The 17042-nt window shown below is 41.0% G+C and carries 15 protein-coding genes; 4 read left to right on the forward strand and 11 right to left on the reverse strand.

Annotated elements, in window-relative coordinates; all coding sequences use genetic code 11:
• Entirely contained in the window at nt 1-969 is a 969-nt protein-coding gene (gene epmA / locus MST18_RS04775) for an EF-P lysine aminoacylase EpmA (protein ID WP_373423578.1), read from the forward strand.
• A gap of 135 nt (nt 970-1104) precedes the next feature.
• Here the strand turns inward: epmA and MST18_RS04780 are convergent, their stop codons facing one another.
• The 7 genes from MST18_RS04780 to ahcY form a co-directional block, all read right to left on the reverse strand.
• The gene (locus MST18_RS04780; RefSeq protein WP_111883903.1) at nt 1105-1578 is read right to left on the reverse strand and encodes a hypothetical protein; all 474 of its coding nucleotides are present in this window, start codon (nt 1576-1578) and stop codon (nt 1105-1107) included.
• A gap of 161 nt (nt 1579-1739) precedes the next feature.
• The gene (locus MST18_RS04785) at nt 1740-2981 is read right to left on the reverse strand and encodes a multifunctional CCA addition/repair protein (RefSeq protein ID WP_180076772.1); all 1242 of its coding nucleotides are present in this window, start codon (nt 2979-2981) and stop codon (nt 1740-1742) included.
• 81 nt (nt 2982-3062) lie between these two features.
• The gene (locus tag MST18_RS04790) at nt 3063-5342 is read right to left on the reverse strand and encodes an NADP-dependent malic enzyme (protein WP_111883905.1); all 2280 of its coding nucleotides are present in this window, start codon (nt 5340-5342) and stop codon (nt 3063-3065) included.
• Nucleotides 5343-5482: 140 nt separating this feature from the next.
• Complete coding sequence (locus tag MST18_RS04795; protein ID WP_180132932.1) at nt 5483-8359, reverse strand: EAL domain-containing protein; 2877 nt, start codon at nt 8357-8359, stop codon at nt 5483-5485.
• 183 nt (nt 8360-8542) lie between these two features.
• Complete coding sequence (locus MST18_RS04800; protein ID WP_180132931.1) at nt 8543-9256, reverse strand: 16S rRNA (uracil(1498)-N(3))-methyltransferase; 714 nt, start codon at nt 9254-9256, stop codon at nt 8543-8545.
• Between the two features lie 32 nt (nt 9257-9288).
• Entirely contained in the window at nt 9289-10125 is an 837-nt protein-coding gene (metF, locus tag MST18_RS04805) for a methylenetetrahydrofolate reductase [NAD(P)H] (RefSeq protein WP_168378282.1), read from the reverse strand.
• 184 nt (nt 10126-10309) lie between these two features.
• A complete protein-coding gene (gene ahcY, locus MST18_RS04810) occupies nt 10310-11692 on the reverse strand; it encodes an adenosylhomocysteinase (RefSeq protein ID WP_078192086.1) in 1383 nt (460 codons plus the stop codon).
• Nucleotides 11693-11928: 236 nt separating this feature from the next.
• Between ahcY and MST18_RS04815 the strand changes: the two genes are divergently transcribed.
• The 3 genes from MST18_RS04815 (at nt 11929) to MST18_RS04825 (ending at nt 13803) form a co-directional block, all read left to right on the forward strand.
• The gene (locus tag MST18_RS04815; RefSeq protein ID WP_111883908.1) at nt 11929-12231 is read left to right on the forward strand and encodes a hypothetical protein; all 303 of its coding nucleotides are present in this window, start codon (nt 11929-11931) and stop codon (nt 12229-12231) included.
• Nucleotides 12232-12265: 34 nt separating this feature from the next.
• Complete coding sequence (locus tag MST18_RS04820) at nt 12266-13213, forward strand: DUF4424 family protein (protein WP_180132930.1); 948 nt, start codon at nt 12266-12268, stop codon at nt 13211-13213.
• A 65-nt stretch (nt 13214-13278) separates the two neighbouring features.
• Nucleotides 13279-13803 carry a cysteine peptidase family C39 domain-containing protein gene (locus MST18_RS04825; protein ID WP_180132929.1) on the forward strand — a complete coding sequence of 175 codons (525 nt, stop codon included), beginning with the start codon at nt 13279-13281 and terminating at the stop codon, nt 13801-13803.
• Nucleotides 13804-13867: 64 nt separating this feature from the next.
• Here MST18_RS04825 and MST18_RS04830 read toward each other — a convergent pair whose 3' ends face one another.
• The 4 genes from MST18_RS04830 to MST18_RS04845 all read right to left on the reverse strand — a co-directional run bounded on the left by MST18_RS04830 (nt 13868) and on the right by MST18_RS04845 (nt 16920).
• Nucleotides 13868-14380: a tetratricopeptide repeat protein gene (locus MST18_RS04830; protein WP_180003360.1), complete on the reverse strand. Its 513-nt coding sequence runs from the start codon at nt 14378-14380 to the stop codon at nt 13868-13870.
• 113 nt (nt 14381-14493) lie between these two features.
• Nucleotides 14494-14832: a DUF3325 family protein gene (locus MST18_RS04835; RefSeq protein WP_180132928.1), complete on the reverse strand. Its 339-nt coding sequence runs from the start codon at nt 14830-14832 to the stop codon at nt 14494-14496.
• The gene (locus tag MST18_RS04840; protein WP_180132927.1) at nt 14829-16571 is read right to left on the reverse strand and encodes a PepSY domain-containing protein; all 1743 of its coding nucleotides are present in this window, start codon (nt 16569-16571) and stop codon (nt 14829-14831) included. The genes MST18_RS04835 and MST18_RS04840 overlap by 4 nt, the downstream gene beginning before the upstream one ends.
• A gap of 1 nt (nt 16572) precedes the next feature.
• Nucleotides 16573-16920, reverse strand: a complete 348-nt coding sequence (locus tag MST18_RS04845; RefSeq protein WP_078192079.1) for a hypothetical protein — start codon at nt 16918-16920, stop codon at nt 16573-16575.
• Nucleotides 16921-17042 lie beyond the last annotated feature (122 nt).

The following is a 17042-nucleotide window of genomic DNA, read 5'->3' on the forward strand; positions in this document are numbered from 1 at the left end:
ATGAACTTTCAGCCGAGTTGTGAACTCACTGCACTTCGTGCACGTGCCACGATGTATGCTCAAATTCGCCAGTTTTTTGCTGCACGTGATGTGCTTGAAGTGGAAACACCTGTGCTTTCACAAGCGGGTGTCACCGATGTGCATTTAGCATCGGTACAAGCTCAGCGTCATGTGAATGGTCAAAAGCAAACGCATTATTTGCAAACTTCACCTGAATTTGCCATGAAGCGTCTGTTGGCAAGTGGCAGTGGGCCTATCTACCAAATCTGTAAAGTTTTCCGTGATGATGAACATGGACGTAAACACAACAGTGAATTCACCATGTTGGAATGGTACCGTCCGGGTTTTAGCTTAAAAGACTTGATGTTTGAAGTGACGGATTTATTGAATGAAACTTTGAAACAGCGCTTTGGTGAAATTCGTCCGACTATTTTGAGCTATAAGCATGCCTTTATGGATCGTTTGGATTTGAACCCGTTACAAGCTTCTTTACAAGATCTAAAAGATTGCTGTCGTCGTGTGGGGCTAAGCTTAGATTTGGGTGAAGACCGTTTAGGCTATATCGATTTATTGTTTTCGCATTATGTTGAGCCGAGCCTCGGTTTTGATACGCCAGTGTTCCTTACTGATTTTCCACCGGAAATGGCTTCTTTGGCGAAAACCCGTGTGGACGAAGATGGTGAATTGGTTGCAGCACGATTTGAGCTGTATATCGAAGGTTTAGAGTTAGCGAATGCTTATGATGAACTGATTGATGCGGATGTTTTACGCAGTCGTTTTGAGGCAGATAATGCAGAGCGCGCTAAACTTGGGTTGCATGTGATGCCGATTGATGAATATTTGCTTGCTGCATTACCGCATATGAGCGAGTGTGCAGGTATAGCCTTAGGTATTGATCGATTGCTAATGGTGGCAACGAATCAGTTAAAACTTGAAAAAGTCATTAGTTTTCCAGCAGCTGTGTCATAAGTGAACTGAATAGCTGCTGTCTATAAATGCTTATACATTTTAGACAGTAGCATAACTTTCAAATTTAAAAAGGCCTATCAACGTATAGATTGTGATTTAGCGATAATATGTCTAAATATTTATAAAAGATGCAATTTAATTACAGCAGAGTAGCTCAAATTTTATATAAATTATCAATGTCACAATAATAAAAAGAGTAATAAAGGCTATTTCAAGACCTTTATTTCTTTGAATTTTTTTATGATAGAAAACAATGCTGAGTGGGGAAAGAAAAAAGGAGACAATTATCGCCCACAGCCAGTTTAAATTTGGGCTTCTATCAATACTCCCGTCATTCTGTGTAGTCCAGTCTTGATGTGGATGAATAAAATCCACAGCAGCGCTCGCCAATAGAAAAATATTAATATAAAACATAACTCCCAAAACTATATAAAAAGGAATAGAGCTTATAAATGAACGCTTAATTATTAAGGAGCCTAAGGCTAACATTCCAAAAAATATCATGATGAGCTGTGGCAAACTTTTTAAAAGGGTTTGGGTAAAGCCCATCCCTACTAGGAGTCCGCAAAAGACAATAGCAATCAATATATTGGAAAGTTGTTTCTTCATTATTTTTATTCTTTTTACCAGTCTTAAATTGGGTTGAGTATCAGTATTTAATTTTCAGAGATGACACTAGATTATTTCAATTTTTCATTTATTTCAAAATACTTCGGCAGGCTTAACAGCAATGATGAAAGTCAATCCTCTCATTTCTGAGAGGATTTATTTTAAGCTGTAGGCGTGTTATGGCCGAGTTCATGCTTGAATTGTCCGATAGCTTCAATTCGTTTCTGAATCAACATTTCACCAATATCAGGGCCTTTCACATCTGAAGGTAAGTCAGAAGCCTTAATATTACGAACCACTTGCATGGCATCTAAAACGTATTGAGCTTGCGGATAGGCACGATCCTCTAAACCTAAGCGACCACGTGAATCACATTCACAGGCTTGTACAAAGGCCTCTACGCGTTCAGGACGGCGTAATACATCCATACGTTGTAACAGACGCCATAATGTTCCCGGTTTTAAACTCAGAGCTTGATGGCATTTTAAATGCTCTTTACACACTGAGATGGCCAATTGTTTGGTATTGGTGGGAACTCGCATACGGTCACAGATTTCGGTAACAGGTTTTACACCACGTTCTTCATGCATGATATGGCGCGGTAACTCATCTACTGGAGTAAGTGCTTTGCCTAAGTCGTGTACCAGTACAGCAAAACGAACATCCAAAGAATAATTTGCACGACACGCTTGTTGTAGCGACATCATGGTATGAATGCCACAGTCTATTTCAGGATGATATTCAGGACGCTGTGGAATACCGTATAACGCATCAATTTCAGGGAACAAGACTTTTAAAGCGCCACAGGCTCTTAATACCTCAAAATATTCATCTGCGTGGTCTTCCATTAAGGCCCGAGACGTTTCCTTCCATACACGTTCAGGGGTGAGAGCTTCAAGCTCACCCGATTGAGCAAGCTCTTGCATCAGTTCCAGTGTTTCATCAGCCACTTTAAAACCTAAAGCTTTATAACGTGCCGCAAAACGTGCAATACGCAAAACCCTTAATGGATCTTCGACGAAGGCATCAGACACATGGCGAAGGATGCGTCGCTCTAAATCTTGTTGACCATGGTAGGGATCATAAATCTGACCTGCATCATCCATGGCAATCGCATTGATCGTGAGGTCACGTCGAATGAGATCTTGTTCGAGTGTGACATTGACGTCGGTATAAAATTCAAAGCCATGATACCCATGTCCAGACTTACGTTCTGTACGGGCTAAGGCATATTCGTCTTTGGTCTCTGGATGAAGAAAAACAGGGAAATCTTTACCCACAGGTTGATAACCTTGAGCAAGTAATTGTTCCGGCGTTGCACCGACAACGACATAATCTTTTTCGTGATAGGGGTGCCCGAGCAAGTGATCTCGAACTGCACCGCCTACTAAATAAACTTGCATGAAAAAACCTCTATTCTTAGAGCAATCATGCTACAGAACAGAGGTTTTCTCAAGTCACAAAGTGTGTTCAGGTCAACTAAATTAGAGTGCTAGTTTTTCGTTTTCTTGAATCTCTGCAACAGTTAATGCAGTCATATTCACTAAACGGCGAGTTGTCGCAGTTGGTGTTAAAATATGAACAGGTTTTGCAGCACCCAAAAGGATTGGGCCAATCGTCACGTTACTACCTGAAGTTGATTTCAACAAGTTGAACGAAATGTTCGCTGCATCTAGATTAGGCATAATCAGCAAGTTCGCAGAACCTTTAAAACGTGAGTTCGGGTATGCGAAATGACGAATATTTTCATCCAATGCAGCATCACCATGCATTTCACCTTCAACTTCAAGTTCAGGTGCAATTTCTGACAAAATATCATAAACCTTACGCATTTTTTGTGCGCTAGGATCATTTTGGTCAGAACCGAAACTTGAGTGAGAAAGCAATGCTACACGCGGTGTAATACCAAAACGGCGTACTTCTTCAGCCGCTAAAATAGTCATTTCAGCCAGCTGTTCAGCTGTTGGATTACGATTAATGTAAGTATCGGCAATAAACAAGTTACGATCTTCAAGCATCAATGCATTCAGCGTGAAGAAGTTATTACGGCCTTCTTTTAGTCCAATCACATTGCTGACAAAGTCTAAGTGAATGTCATAGCTAGAATAAGTACCACATAACATACCGTCAGCTACACCATGACGAACCAGCATTGCCGCGATAAGTGTTGAGCGACGACGTGCTTCACGCTGAGCGTATTCAGGCGTTACACCTTTACGCTGCATGATGCTGTAGTAATCATCTGCAAACTTATCGTAATCAGGATTTTTCTCTTGATCGACGATAGTAATGTTCACGCCGTCTTCAAGGCGAAGGCCTAATTTCTTGATGTTTGCTTCAATGACTGCTGGACGACCGACAAGAATTGGTTTTGCCAAACCTTCATCAACAGCAATTTGTACTGCGCGAAGTACACGTAAATCTTCACCTTCAGCATAGGCAATGCGTTTTGGATCAGTTTTTGCTTGCGCAAAAATTGGTTTCATCATGAATGCAGAGTTATAAACAAACTCAGACAAACGTTGACGATACGCAGAGAAGTCTTGAATTGGACGAGTTGCAACACCTGAATCCATCGCTGCTTGTGCAATTGCAGGTGCAATCTCAAGAATCAAACGTTGATCTAATGGGCGTGGAATGAGGTAATCACGACCAAATGAAGCAGATTTTTCACCATACGATGCAGCGTCTGCTTCAATGTGCGCCATGCGAGCAATCGCATGTACACACGCAATCTTCATCTCTTCATTAATCGTGGTTGCGCCCACATCGAGTGCACCACGGAAGATATACGGGAAGCAGAGCGCATTGTTCACTTGGTTTGGATAGTCTGAACGGCCTGTTGCCATAATCACGTCTGGACGCGCTTCATGTGCATGTTCAGGAAGAATTTCAGGGTCTGGGTTAGCAAGGGCAAAGATAATCGGATCTTTCGCCATAACTTTAACCATTTCTTTGGTCAAAATACCTGCTGCTGAAAGACCAAGGAACATGTCCGCACCTTCCATTACATCAGCAAGCTGAGAGCCTTCGATGTCTTGAACATATGCCTTTTTCGACTCATCCAAGCCTTCACGTTTAGTCGTCAATAAACCACGTGAATCTGCCACAACGATGTTTTCTTTTTTCGCGCCAAGTGCACAAAGTAAGTTCAAACATGAAAGGGCAGCAGCACCTGCGCCAGAAGCGACAATTTTGATTTCTTCAATTTTTTTGCCATTGAGTTGAAGTGCATTCAGTAATGCAGAACCCACAATGATTGATGTACCGTGTTGGTCATCATGGAACACAGGAATATTCATGCGTTCACGAAGTTTTTGCTCGATGTAGAAACACTCTGGGGCCTTGATGTCTTCAAGGTTGATACCACCAAAAGTTGGTTCTAATGCTGCAACGATATCTACGATTTTGTCTGGATCGTTTTCAGCAATTTCAATGTCAAAAACATCAACACCAGCGAATTTTTTGAATAGAACGCCTTTACCTTCCATAACAGGTTTTGACGCTAAAGGACCAATGTTACCTAAGCCCAGTACGGCTGTACCGTTACTGACTACAGCAACAAGATTACCGCGCGCTGTGTAAAGTGCAGCAGTAGATGGGTCGCGTTCAATTTCTAAACAAGGTGCAGCGACACCTGGCGAGTATGCGAGGGCTAAATCGTGTTGGTTGACCAATTGTTTGCTTGGTGTAACGCTGATTTTCCCCGGAGTTGGAAATTCGTGATAATACAAAGCCTGCTGTTTTAAAGATTGATCGTCCATCTGTATCTCGATTGTGTTTTGTTTATCCAATATAAAGCTGCAATGCTTGCTTTATCCGCTTGAATATAACATTAGTTGCACAGTTGGGACAGTCGAAGTCGCGTCTTTTTCAGACAATCTTATAGCTCAGGCATAGTGACTTATATTAAGTAAGTATAAGCAGGCGAAGAGATATTATTTTCAAGGAACACAGTCGCCTCTTCTTGTGGTAATGGCTTAGAGAAAAAATAGCCTTGAGCAATGTCACATTCTAAGTCTTGTAGATACTGTAACTGCTGTTCAGTTTCAATCCCTTCAGCGACTACCGTCATGCCCATCGCTTTACCCATGGCAATCATGGCACTAACGATGGCCAATTGTTTATTTTCACCAATTTTAGAGATAAAACTGCGGTCTATTTTTAAGATATCAATTGGAAAATCAGCTAGATAGGATAGAGAAGAATAGCCCGTACCAAAGTCATCAAGTGAAATATTGATCTTACGTTTTTTTATTTCATTTAACAGTTCACGTACTGAATCTAGATTTTCGACCAAAGAAGATTCTGTAATTTCCAGTTCCAGACTGGCACCATCAATCTGATTGGCATCTATCGCTTCATCGAGATCATTTAATAATTGTCCACGGCGCAGTTGCTGTGCAACAATATTGACGGATACACAAATATTTTGATAACCCAAATTATTCCAAAAGCGAATTTGCTGCGCGGTTTTTTGCAGGACAAAACGCCCGATATCCGAAATTAAACTTGTTTGTTCTGCTAAAGGAATAAATAAGCCCGGTGGTATTAAGCCTTTTTCAGGATGATTCCAACGCACCAAGGCTTCAAAACCGTAAATATTTTTATCACGGAAATTAATCTTCGGTTGGTAATACACCACCAGCTCATTATTTTGAATGGCTTTACGCAAGTCGCGTTCCAAGAAGATACCTTGTTCTAATAATGCAGTATTTTCATTGGAATAATAACGTGTAGTATTGCCTCCCAAATTTTTGGCTTCGCTCAGCGCTTGTTCTGCACAGTTATTTAGATAATCTAGCTGACGGCCATGCTCAGGGTAGAACGCGACGCCCATCGATAAAGTGATGACATGATCTTGGCCAAAAATATTAAATGGAATGCTAAAGGCTTTATTGATGCGTTCACAATGCTCTTGCACAGAAGGGCGGATGTGTGAAATTTCATACACAATCGCAAAATCATCGCCATTTAAGTGTGCGACAAACAGAGCTTCGGCATTGGTTAGACGTAAACGCTGTGCGACTTGGCGTAACAGCTCGTCACCACCGTTATTGCTGAGATATTCATTTAATGGACGGAAACGGTCGATGTTTAAACGAATGACAGCCAACTGTTTAATCGAATCTTGCTGTGAAACTAAATATTGATGCAGTTGATAGTTGTAATAAAAACGGTTCGGTAAATCCGTTAAGGTGTCATAGTTTTCTAAATAAGATAATCGTTGTTCTTGCAATTTACGTTCGGTTAAATCTGAGACAATTCCAATGTAATGGGTGACGCGGTTTTGATCATCAGTAATCGCATTAATATGCATCCACAGCGTCAGTTCTTTACCTGAAAGAAATTTTTCGTGCAATTCACCATCATACTCACCAATTTTCAGCACTTGTTTAATGATCGAGTAGTGCATACTGCGTTGAATTGATTTGTAATTTGCAGTGATATCAAAAAGATGTTTACCAATAATTTGGTCGTAGTTAAAGCCGGTTAATTGTTCGTAAAACGGATTGACTTCGATATAGCACAGCTCTTCATTTAAAATGAAAATCCCTTCAGCAGCTTGTTCGAGTACACAGGCTGCAAGTTTTAAACGTTCCTGAGATGTCCGTTCTTGATGGATATCACGTCGAATACCGACCATGCGCAATGGCTTACGATTATTTGGATCGCGTTGAATGACCCGTCCAATATCATGTACCCAACTCCATTTTCCTTGACTGTTTTGAATCCGATAGGTGGCCTCATAACGGTCTTTAAATCCACGTAGATGTTGAATCATCGCTGATTTAAAATGTGGGATATCATCAGGATGGATCACATGTTGTAACTGTTGCTGATGCTCTTTCGAATGTCTAAGGGTTTTTTCTTGCTTATAGTTGGTGACAACGATTTTACGGTCTTTGATATTCCAATCCCAAGGACGTAAACCGGCGATTTCATGCGCAAGGACTAAATTGGCTTGTTGGTTTTCTAAATCCTTGTTCATTTGCTCAATGTCGAAGGTCCGCTCTTTAACTTTCTGTTCAAGGATTTGGTTACCCAGTTGTAGCTGTAATTCGATGTCTCGTGATTTGTTGACTTCATCTTGGAGCTGCTGACACAGTTCATCAGTCCATTTGACTTGTTGCTTGGCACTATCGACCAGTAGGTTATTTTTGGCATGTAAGGTCGACACACGACGATGAATTCGATATGACGTCATGGCGCACATTAGAATCACAATGAGCCCAAAATTAATACTCAGGCTAAATAAGTGATTTGAACCATCTAAGAAAAAGAACTGTGCAATCAGATAAGGCACGATAGACGGGATAAAGGCTAAACAAAAATAATTAAGTTTTTGCGTCAAATAGGTCAAACCAAAGGTTTGCGTCACGATCAAGAGTAGGGCAGAGAGTGTCAGGGCTTGAATTGGTTCAAAGCTTTGATTGGTCGCAGGTAAATAATAAAAAATTAAAAAAATACCGCTCGCAATCAGTGTGCCGACAGAAAAACACTGAAATTGTAGCCAACGATGCGCAATCATCAGTGAATATTGTTCAGGTTTAAAATAAACGGTGCTCATCAGCCAGCATAAACTGACAAAAACTTCGGTAAAAATAAACCAAATATTAAAATACAAAGATGGCGATTTATAAAAAATTTGATATATCGAAAAAATATATAAGCAAATAATCAGGATACTGACTAAAAAATAGCGGCTATGGCGAATCGTGTTCGCAATTTGAGCAGTATGATTGTACTGCTTGATATATTCATCTTGTTTATACGTCATGAATATAAAAACCCTGCCTTAACTAAATCTAGATCGTTGTATTTGTATTGTTCCTGAGAGTATTTGTTTATTCTTGGTAACAAATCATTTGTTTTTATTGACTCTAGGGTAATTGCGTTACAAATAAAAAGCAATATCAAGGATGCCATCATTGATGCTTTCAGATGAACTATCGAGTAAAAATTAAATAAATTTATAATTTAAAATTGAAAGTGCAACTACAGGTGCAGTTTCTGTGCGAAGGACACGTTCACCGATACACCAGTTCACGAAACCTTTCTCATTTGCTGCGCTGATCTCTGCTTCGCTCAAGCCACCTTCAGGGCCAATCAGTAAGGCAACGTGCGGGTCAGCATCAGCTAATACATCAACTTCATCTTTATTGGGTGCGAGCACCAATTTTGTTGTCGGTAGGTCACTTTCCAACCATTTTTCAAGGGAAAGAGGCGGAAGTACTTTAGGAACAATGTTGAGTCCACACTGTTCGCAAGCAGCAATAGCGATGCCTTGCCAATGGTCAAGTTTCTTTTGATCACGATCGTACTTCAAACGCATCTCACAACGTTCTGAAGTGAGTAGTTGAATTTCAGAAACACCGAGTTCCACCGCTTTTTGAATCGCATAATCCATGCGGTCGCCTTTGCTCATCACTTGACCCAATAGTGCCGTAAAATGTGGTGTGCGATTGCTTGGATTGAATTGCAAAACTTGGACGGCAGCCGACTTTTTAGCGATTTCAACCAATTCAACATGGTATTCGCCACTTTGTCCATTGAACAAAGTGGCTGTTTCGCCCACTTGAGCACGTAAAACTTTTACCCAGTGATGAAACACTGTTTCCGTTAATTCAACAGTCGTATCAACAGTTAAATCAGCTTCAATATAAAAACGTGGCATTAAAGTTTTACTCTCAAAAAGGTCGAAATGTCTTATGCAAGACCGAGGTCTTTCACAAGTTGACGTGTAGGGTCAGTGGTGTTCATGGTGTAGAAGTGCAGGCTTGGCGCACCACCAGCAATCAGGCGTTCGCAAAGTTTTACAATCACTTCATGACCAAAGGCTTTGATTGACGCTGTATCGTCGCCATAAGTCGCAAGCTGTTTGCGAATCCAACGTGGAATTTCTGCACCTGTACCATCAGCAAAGCGAATTAAATTACTTGCATTGGTAATAGGCATGATGCCTGGAGCGACAGGAATGTTCACGCCTTCTTTTTGAATGCGCTCTACAAAGTAGAAGTATGCATCTGGGTTAAAGAAGAACTGTGTCAAAGCTGCGTTTGCGCCTGCATTGGCTTTGTCGCAGAAACGTTTGATGTCGAGATCAAAGCTGTCTGCTTGCGGGTGCATTTCTGGGTATGCTGCAACTTCAATTTTGAAGTGATCGCCAGTGTGCTCACGGATGAAACGCACAAGATCTGTTGCATAAGGCAATTCGCCCAAGCCCACTTGACCAGACGGCAAGTCGCCGCGCAGCGCAACAATACGGTCAATGCCTTGTGATTTATACAAATCCAGCAATTCAGCAATACGTTCTTTGCTGTCACCAATACAAGACAGGTGAGGGGCAACCGGTGTGCCTTTACCGTTGAAATCATTCAATGTAGACAAAGTGCGTTCACGGGTAGAACCGCCTGCACCGTATGTTACAGAGAAAAATTCAGGATTTAATAATTGAAGTTCTTGGTGGACAACTTTAAGTTTTTCCGCGCCCGCATCAGTTTTAGTCGGGAAAAACTCAAAGGAAATAGGAATCTGTTTTGACATGTTCAAATCCTTTTTTATAAATACTTATTAATATTTTTGACCTTTCCTAAATCCTCTCCTGAAAGGAGAGGACTTACTCTCGTGAATATCCACATTTTAATGAATATTCCCTCTCTTGCACTGAGCTTCAAAGCAGTGCTTGAAGCTCGCTCAGGAGAGGGTTAGGGAGAGGTATTTATAAAACTTAGTATTTATAAGCCTCAGCTTTGAACGGGCCTTCAACTTGAACACCGAGGTAATCCGCTTGTTCTTGAGTCAAAGTCGTTAATACGCCACCGAAACCTGCAACCATTGCTGCAGCTACTTCTTCGTCTAATTTCTTAGGAATAAGTTCTACGCGGATCGCAGCTTGTTTTTGATCTTCAGGAAGATCAGCAAATTTTTCAGCGAATAGGTGCATTTGACCCAATACTTGGTTGGCAAAAGAACCATCCATAATACGTGAAGGGTGACCGGTTGCATTACCAAGGTTCACCAAACGGCCTTCTGAAAGAAGAATAAGGTAATCATTTTCATTTTCTGAACGATACACTTGGTGAACTTGTGGCTTAACTTCAACCCACTTATAACCACGTAAGTAATTTGTGTCGATTTCAGTATCGAAATGACCGATGTTACAAACTACAGCGCCAGCTTTTAATGAATCAAGCATTGCAGCGTCACATACGTGGTAGTTACCAGTTGTTGTTACGATCAAGTCAGTATTTTGAAGAAGATCAAGGTTGATGTCTTCTTTCTTACCCGTTTGAATGCCATTTTTATACGGAGCAACAACTTCGAAACCGTCCATGCATGCTTGCATTGCACAGATAGGGTCAACTTCAGTGACACGTACAATCATGCCTTCTTGACGAAGTGATTGAGCAGAACCTTTACCTACGTCACCATAACCGATTACAAGCGCACGACGACCAGATAAAAGCATATCTGTACCACGTTTGATTGCATCGTTAAGTGAGTGACGGCAGCCGTATTTATTGTCATTTTTAGACTTGGTTACAGAGTCATTTACGTTAATCGCTGGAACTTTTAAAGTACCGTCGCGGTGCATTTCGTAAAGACGTTGAACACCTGTAGTGGTTTCTTCAGTAATACCGTGGATTTTTGCAATCACTTCTGGGTATTTTTCGTGAACAAGTGCAGTTAAGTCACCGCCATCGTCCAGAATCATGTTGGCATCCCAAGGTGTACCGTTCACATTGATTTGCTGTTCAAGACACCACATATATTCTTCTTCAGTTTCGCCTTTCCAAGCAAATACAGGAATACCCGCAGCAGCGATTGCAGCAGCAGCGTGGTCTTGAGTAGAGAAGATGTTGCAAGAAGTCCAGCGAACTTCTGCACCTAATTCAACTAGAGTTTCAATTAAAACTGCAGTTTGAATGGTCATGTGGATACAGCCAAGGATTTTCGCGCCAGCAAGCGGTTTAGCCGCTGCATAGCGTTTGCGAAGACCCATTAGGGCTGGCATTTCTGCTTCTGCAAGTTTGATTTCTTTACGGCCGTAGTCAGCTAGTGAAATGTCGGCAACTTTATAATCTGTAAATGAAGCATTAACCGCGTTCATCACGATCTCCTTAATAAAAACAATTGATCATTATGTTCGCGGATGCCGTTGTTGATTGGAGCGAGTGTCCAACCGAATCGTCGAGCCTAGCGATCTTATATTTAGTGCCTATAAGAAAGTCGCAGCATCCCTCGACTAGGGCAGTATTGTACTTGGAAATAGGGTGAGTTCCAATCAAAAATTGGTTAATATGTAGATGAATAATCTGATAATAAAAAGATAATAACGTACATATCATGAATATATTAAAATTTAATATTTTCCTAGTTTTACTCGTATCTTCACAAGCTGTCTCAGCAAGGCGAGGCGACTTTTCACCACAAGATATTTTTTTTCTGCCTTTAATTTTGATTGGGGTTTTATCCTTATTTAAATTTTCAGGCTTTATTGAAAATTATACGAAAGGCTTAAATTTAACCCTTAGAGTAGTCATAAAAGCAGTGAGTTTTATTATTTTGATTGGCATCATTGCCCTTATAATTATCGGGATAGGGCTAATTTCTGAGTATATTCCTGAAAAATGGTCGATGATATTCTAGTGCAATTTTAAATATAAAAAATTGGAAGCTAATAATGAAAAAATTAACTGCATTCATATGCTTGTGTTTTTCAGCACTAACATATGCCAACGATTCAACAGGCTATGTGGCAACGGGAGGGGTGCAGTACCTTAAAAATAAAGACATTCAAATGTTCAGTGAAGACCTATTTATTAGTAAAAAAATGATCAAGGTCGATTATCAGTTTAAAAATCTGAGCAATAAAGACGTGACTGAAACCATACTCTTTCCACTGCCAAAAGTTGAAAACTTCTTTGAATCTGATTTTGCCAATACTGAAAAATTGCTAAAAAGTTTTAAAGTTCAGGTGAATGGAAAAACGATTCAGCCTGAAATGCATGTGCGCACTTTTATTCAAAAAGATGAAAAAACAGCCCCGATTGATATGACGGAGAGTTTTAAGCAATGCGGGTTTACGGAAAAAGACATGCTGAATCCGTGGAGCAGGCAAGATGATGAATATGAAACACTCGAGACAAAGCTCAGAAACTGTAAAAATGCAGCACTGCAAAAAATCTTGCCCAAAGATCCGAGTGAAGTCATTTCATGGTCATCTCAGGTAATTTACAGCTGGAAGCAAACCTTTAAAGCCAAAGCATTTACTCGCGTACAGCATCAATATGCACCGCTGGTGGGTGGCTCTGTGGCGTTATATCCAGATGAGTATAATCAACAATTTTGTATGGATAAAAACTTTAAGGCAGGACTCAGAAAGGCCAAATCACAGCATGCACCATTTCAAGCTTTGGGTTATATCTTAAAAACAGGTGCCAATTGGGCAAAACCTATTCAAGATTTTAAACTGACTATCGAGCGTGATGCAGGAGAGCTGGTTTCTTTTTGCTGGGCAGGAAAAGTGAAGAAAATCAGCGCTACACAGTTTCAAATGGTTGAAAAGAATTTTGTACCTAAACAAGATTTGGACATTATTTTTGTACATGTGAAATCAGGTCTGGATTAAAACTTGCAGGCAAAACCACTTTGATTTGTTTATCATCGTCCATAAGCAATTTTGAGTTTTGATATATGTCGATGGAAATACCTGATGAGTTGGCAAATTTAGAAGCCAATGGTGGCATTTATGCGGTGTGGATGTTGCTGCAGCACTTAGGTATAGATGCAGATATTCAGCAACTCATCGAAGTTTGCGCTTATGACGCTGACCATGGCACAACAACCATTGGTTTAGCTGTAGGACTGAATAAGTTTGGTTTTCAAGTAAAGTTTTACACAGAGCATGATCCTGAGCTGCAGGACAGTGAAAAACGCAGTTATGCAGAAGCAGACCAATTGGAACTGCCTGTATTACCCGCAATTGGCTATGCACAAATTCAGCAGGCTTTTAAACAAAATCAGTTTGTGATTGTGTATTACGATACTCTAGAGGGTGTGGGGAACCATTCTTTGGTGTATGACATTGACGAAACAGAGATCAGTTTTTTTGACAGCTTTGAAGCCATGCCAGCAGACGTATTTGAACAGCAGCGTGGGGCAGAGGGCATTTGCCGACAAGTCATTACGGTGGATGTAAATGACTATATGGCGAGCTGAGCCATTTTGTTAAAAGTAAAAAGCCCATCATGAGATGGGCTTTATTTTTTAGAAAATAATTGGATTACTGCTCAGCCACATTGGCTTTTTCATTCCAAAAATCTGCTTTTTCTTCATCAGCGTCGATGCCTAAGCCATTGGCATAAATAAAGGCTAAGTCACGCATGGCCTGAACTTCACCTAATTTTGCAGATTGTTCAACCAGTTCAATGGATTTAGCGACATCTTTTTCCACCACATCGCCGCGACGGTAAAAATTGGCGAGTTCTAAAATTGCAGCAGGATGGTCATGTTTTGCCGCTTGTTCTAACCAGCGGTGCGCATGCTCAAAATAGGTTTTAGATTCTTCAGGATCTTCTTCGAGCATGTCTTTGGCATAGACTGCATAGCCTTCACCCAGCCAATACATTGCTTCTACATGACCTAACTGAGCTGCTTTGAGTGCCCATTCTTCAGCAAGTTCAACATGCTCATCATTTTCACTTTGCATATAAATTTCAGCCAGTTCAAATTGAGCATCTTTATTGCCTGCCATAGCGCGGTTATATAAAGCAGGAGAGATTGAAAGTTCAGACATGTGTAATCCAAAAGAGCAGAATAGGCATAGCCTAATCGGTTGGCATGAAAAAAGCCAATCCGAAGATTGGCTTTCAATGTTTAGAGAATGTTTAGAGATCGTTGTCTAATGAATTAAAATTTCAATAACACTGCTGACAATACAAATACGACAACTAATGCACCAATAATTTTCCAAAAATATTCAGCGATATAACTAATACATACCCCGACAAATAAAGCCGCAATGGTCAGCGCGCCAAACCAATAACTGATGTTATTGCTCGGCGTGCCAAGTGAGAGGCAAAGTAGTAAGGCGATGATCAATAGCGCCCAGCCGACTAGCGTGGCTAAGCGTGTTTGACCCACACTTAGTTCTTTTTTGTAGAACTGCTTTTGATGTTTAGACATGCTGCTTGCCAAGGCAAAAAAACCTAAGCTACTCAGTGCCCAAATCAGGAGAAAGAACATCATGCTTCAACCTCCTTTGTGCCACGCGCTTTTTTAACAGGCAGCCCTTTATGTTTTTTCACTTTGTAAAATGAGTAGGCAAACAAGATAGCCAAAAGCCACATTGCAAGATCAAAGGATGCAATCATCCATTGGCCATTTGCCATGGTATTCCAAAGCGGTTGACCTCCAGTCATGAAATTTACAATCGGCAGTAAGGCAAAAATTGCTGTGGCAAAAGCTAAAAGTTCTAGCCACGCTTGGCGGTGCGTACGGAACATCGCATAAACGAGCGTCAGTAGCCAAACAATAAAGAAACTACGAATTTCTAATTCCGAACGGTTTTCAAGCTGTGTGGGAATAAAACGGTTGGCATAGAAAAATGCTGCACAGGCAATGGGTAAACCAATAATCGCTGCAATATTGGTCACTTCAACCGTGCGGTAGCCAAATGATTTAAAGCCTTGTTTTTGCTGTTGCGGCGCACGTTTTACACACCACAGAATGAGACCTGTAGCGACCATCAGGGTGCCTACAATCCCTGAAATAAACAGCAGCCAACGTAGTGCTAAATCTACACCGCGTGCTTCATGTAGCGTAGTGACTACATTGTAAATACCCATCGGTACAGAAGGGTGCTTTAATTTGGCACTTTCGTCAGTTAAGTCTTTGCCTGTTACGCCATCAAATTGTTTGCTTGCATAGACATTTCGATATGCAACACTTTCACCATGTAATGCGCGTAGCTCAATTTTAGCTTGGTCTGTATTCGGTGCAATGATGCTAACGGTACTAATCGGATTAGTTTTCCATTCATTCTGAACCGCAGTCACGATCGGTGCTAAGTTGGTCAGCGGTGCAGCAACGACAGGTTGCTCTTGACGTTTAGAGCGACGTTCTCCTCGACCTTCACCACGGCTCTCAGCACGATTTTTGCCTTGGTTTTGTGCAGAATTGGCACGGGCTTGCTGTTGGCGTTCGCCACGTTCTTGAGCAGATTCACGTCCTTCAGGTTTATTTTCCTGAACTAAGGCACGATTTTGTTCTTGTAAAAATTGTCCACGGTTTTCATAAATACGCTCAATACCCCAAGGCATGATGGTAAATAACAGCAGCAACAGGCCACTAAAGGTGATCATGATGTGGAAGGGAAGTGCAAATACTGCGGTAGCATTATGTGCATCGAGCCAAGAACGTTGTCCTTTGCCTGAACGGAAGGTAAAAAAATCTTTAAAGATTTTTTTATGAGTAATCACACCACTAATAATGGCAACTAACATCAACAGTGTGGCTATCCCGACAAACCATCGCGTCCACATACGTGGCATACCATAAAGTTCGAAATGGAAACGATAGAGAAAATTACCACCACGCGTATAGCGCGGCTCAAGCACTTCACCTGTAGCACTATCAATGTAGATTTGTTTACCACCACGGCGTGCGCGAGGGTCTTCACCTTGTTCACGAACGGTAATTAAAGTGGCATTTTGACGCGTATTCGGCAGCAAAATATTCCAAGCACCTGCATTCGGATGATTTTGTTGTAAATAATTCAGTGCGACTTGAGTTTGTTGGACTTGTGAACTGGCTGGAACAGATTGATGCAGCTCAGGTGTCATCCAGACATTGATTTCATTTTTAAAGAAGCTCAGGGTTCCGGTCAGGAAAATAGCATACAGCAACCAAGCTAAGATTAGGCTAGCCCATGTATGCAGCCAAGACATGGACTGGCGAGGTCCCTCTACTTTTGCATCAACACGCATTTTAGCTTCCCATCATCATGTAAATGGCATACAAACACACCGCAGGGATCACAATGCCTAAAGTTGCTTTGAGGGTTTTATTCACCATAAAGACCCAAATAAAGGCACAGCTCCACAGGATAAATGCAATTAAAGTTGCACTCATGGCTGCACTTCCACGGTCTTCGCTAAATACATCTGCGATTACGATGGCAGATAGCATCGCGACAACATATCCGCCCACTAAAGCGAGGGCAAAGCGATAGAAAATCATCAAGCGATAGGTCAATAGAGAGGGGGTGTCTTTACGCGTTTTAGGCAGCGCAGATGTGAGGGGTGTCACGAGTGCCTCAGGTGGTGAGCTATTCATAAAATACTTAAGCGCTTGGAAATTGTATTAAAGTTAATCTAAATGATAACAATTATTATTAATAATTAGAATAATGTATTCACAAAATTATTGATTTTTCAGCATGCTGAGTAGAAATGGAT

This window comes from Acinetobacter sp. YH12068_T, from assembly GCF_024606005.1.
In the GTDB taxonomy this organism is placed as follows: domain Bacteria; phylum Pseudomonadota; class Gammaproteobacteria; order Pseudomonadales; family Moraxellaceae; genus Acinetobacter; species Acinetobacter amyesii.

What these genes read in the sequence shown, in the direction of transcription:
- ahcY (WP_078192086.1), bottom strand. Translation starts at nt 11,692, where the DNA reads ATGAACGCGGTTAATGCTTCATTTACAGATTATAAAGTTGCCGACATT.
- MST18_RS04785 (WP_180076772.1), bottom strand. Translation starts at nt 2,981, where the DNA reads ATGCAAGTTTATTTAGTAGGCGGTGCAGTTCGAGATCACTTGCTCGGG.
- epmA (WP_373423578.1), top strand. Translation starts at nt 1, where the DNA reads ATGAACTTTCAGCCGAGTTGTGAACTCACTGCACTTCGTGCACGTGCC.
- MST18_RS04840 (WP_180132927.1), bottom strand. Translation starts at nt 16,571, where the DNA reads ATGCGTGTTGATGCAAAAGTAGAGGGACCTCGCCAGTCCATGTCTTGG.
- MST18_RS04795 (WP_180132932.1), bottom strand. Translation starts at nt 8,359, where the DNA reads ATGACGTATAAACAAGATGAATATATCAAGCAGTACAATCATACTGCT.
- metF (WP_168378282.1), bottom strand. Translation starts at nt 10,125, where the DNA reads ATGTCAAAACAGATTCCTATTTCCTTTGAGTTTTTCCCGACTAAAACT.
- MST18_RS04815 (WP_111883908.1), top strand. Translation starts at nt 11,929, where the DNA reads ATGAATATATTAAAATTTAATATTTTCCTAGTTTTACTCGTATCTTCA.
- MST18_RS04800 (WP_180132931.1), bottom strand. Translation starts at nt 9,256, where the DNA reads ATGCCACGTTTTTATATTGAAGCTGATTTAACTGTTGATACGACTGTT.
- MST18_RS04825 (WP_180132929.1), top strand. Translation starts at nt 13,279, where the DNA reads ATGTCGATGGAAATACCTGATGAGTTGGCAAATTTAGAAGCCAATGGT.
- MST18_RS04780 (WP_111883903.1), bottom strand. Translation starts at nt 1,578, where the DNA reads ATGAAGAAACAACTTTCCAATATATTGATTGCTATTGTCTTTTGCGGA.
- MST18_RS04845 (WP_078192079.1), bottom strand. Translation starts at nt 16,920, where the DNA reads ATGAATAGCTCACCACCTGAGGCACTCGTGACACCCCTCACATCTGCG.
- MST18_RS04835 (WP_180132928.1), bottom strand. Translation starts at nt 14,832, where the DNA reads ATGATGTTCTTTCTCCTGATTTGGGCACTGAGTAGCTTAGGTTTTTTT.
- MST18_RS04830 (WP_180003360.1), bottom strand. Translation starts at nt 14,380, where the DNA reads ATGTCTGAACTTTCAATCTCTCCTGCTTTATATAACCGCGCTATGGCA.
- MST18_RS04790 (WP_111883905.1), bottom strand. Translation starts at nt 5,342, where the DNA reads ATGGACGATCAATCTTTAAAACAGCAGGCTTTGTATTATCACGAATTT.
- MST18_RS04820 (WP_180132930.1), top strand. Translation starts at nt 12,266, where the DNA reads ATGAAAAAATTAACTGCATTCATATGCTTGTGTTTTTCAGCACTAACA.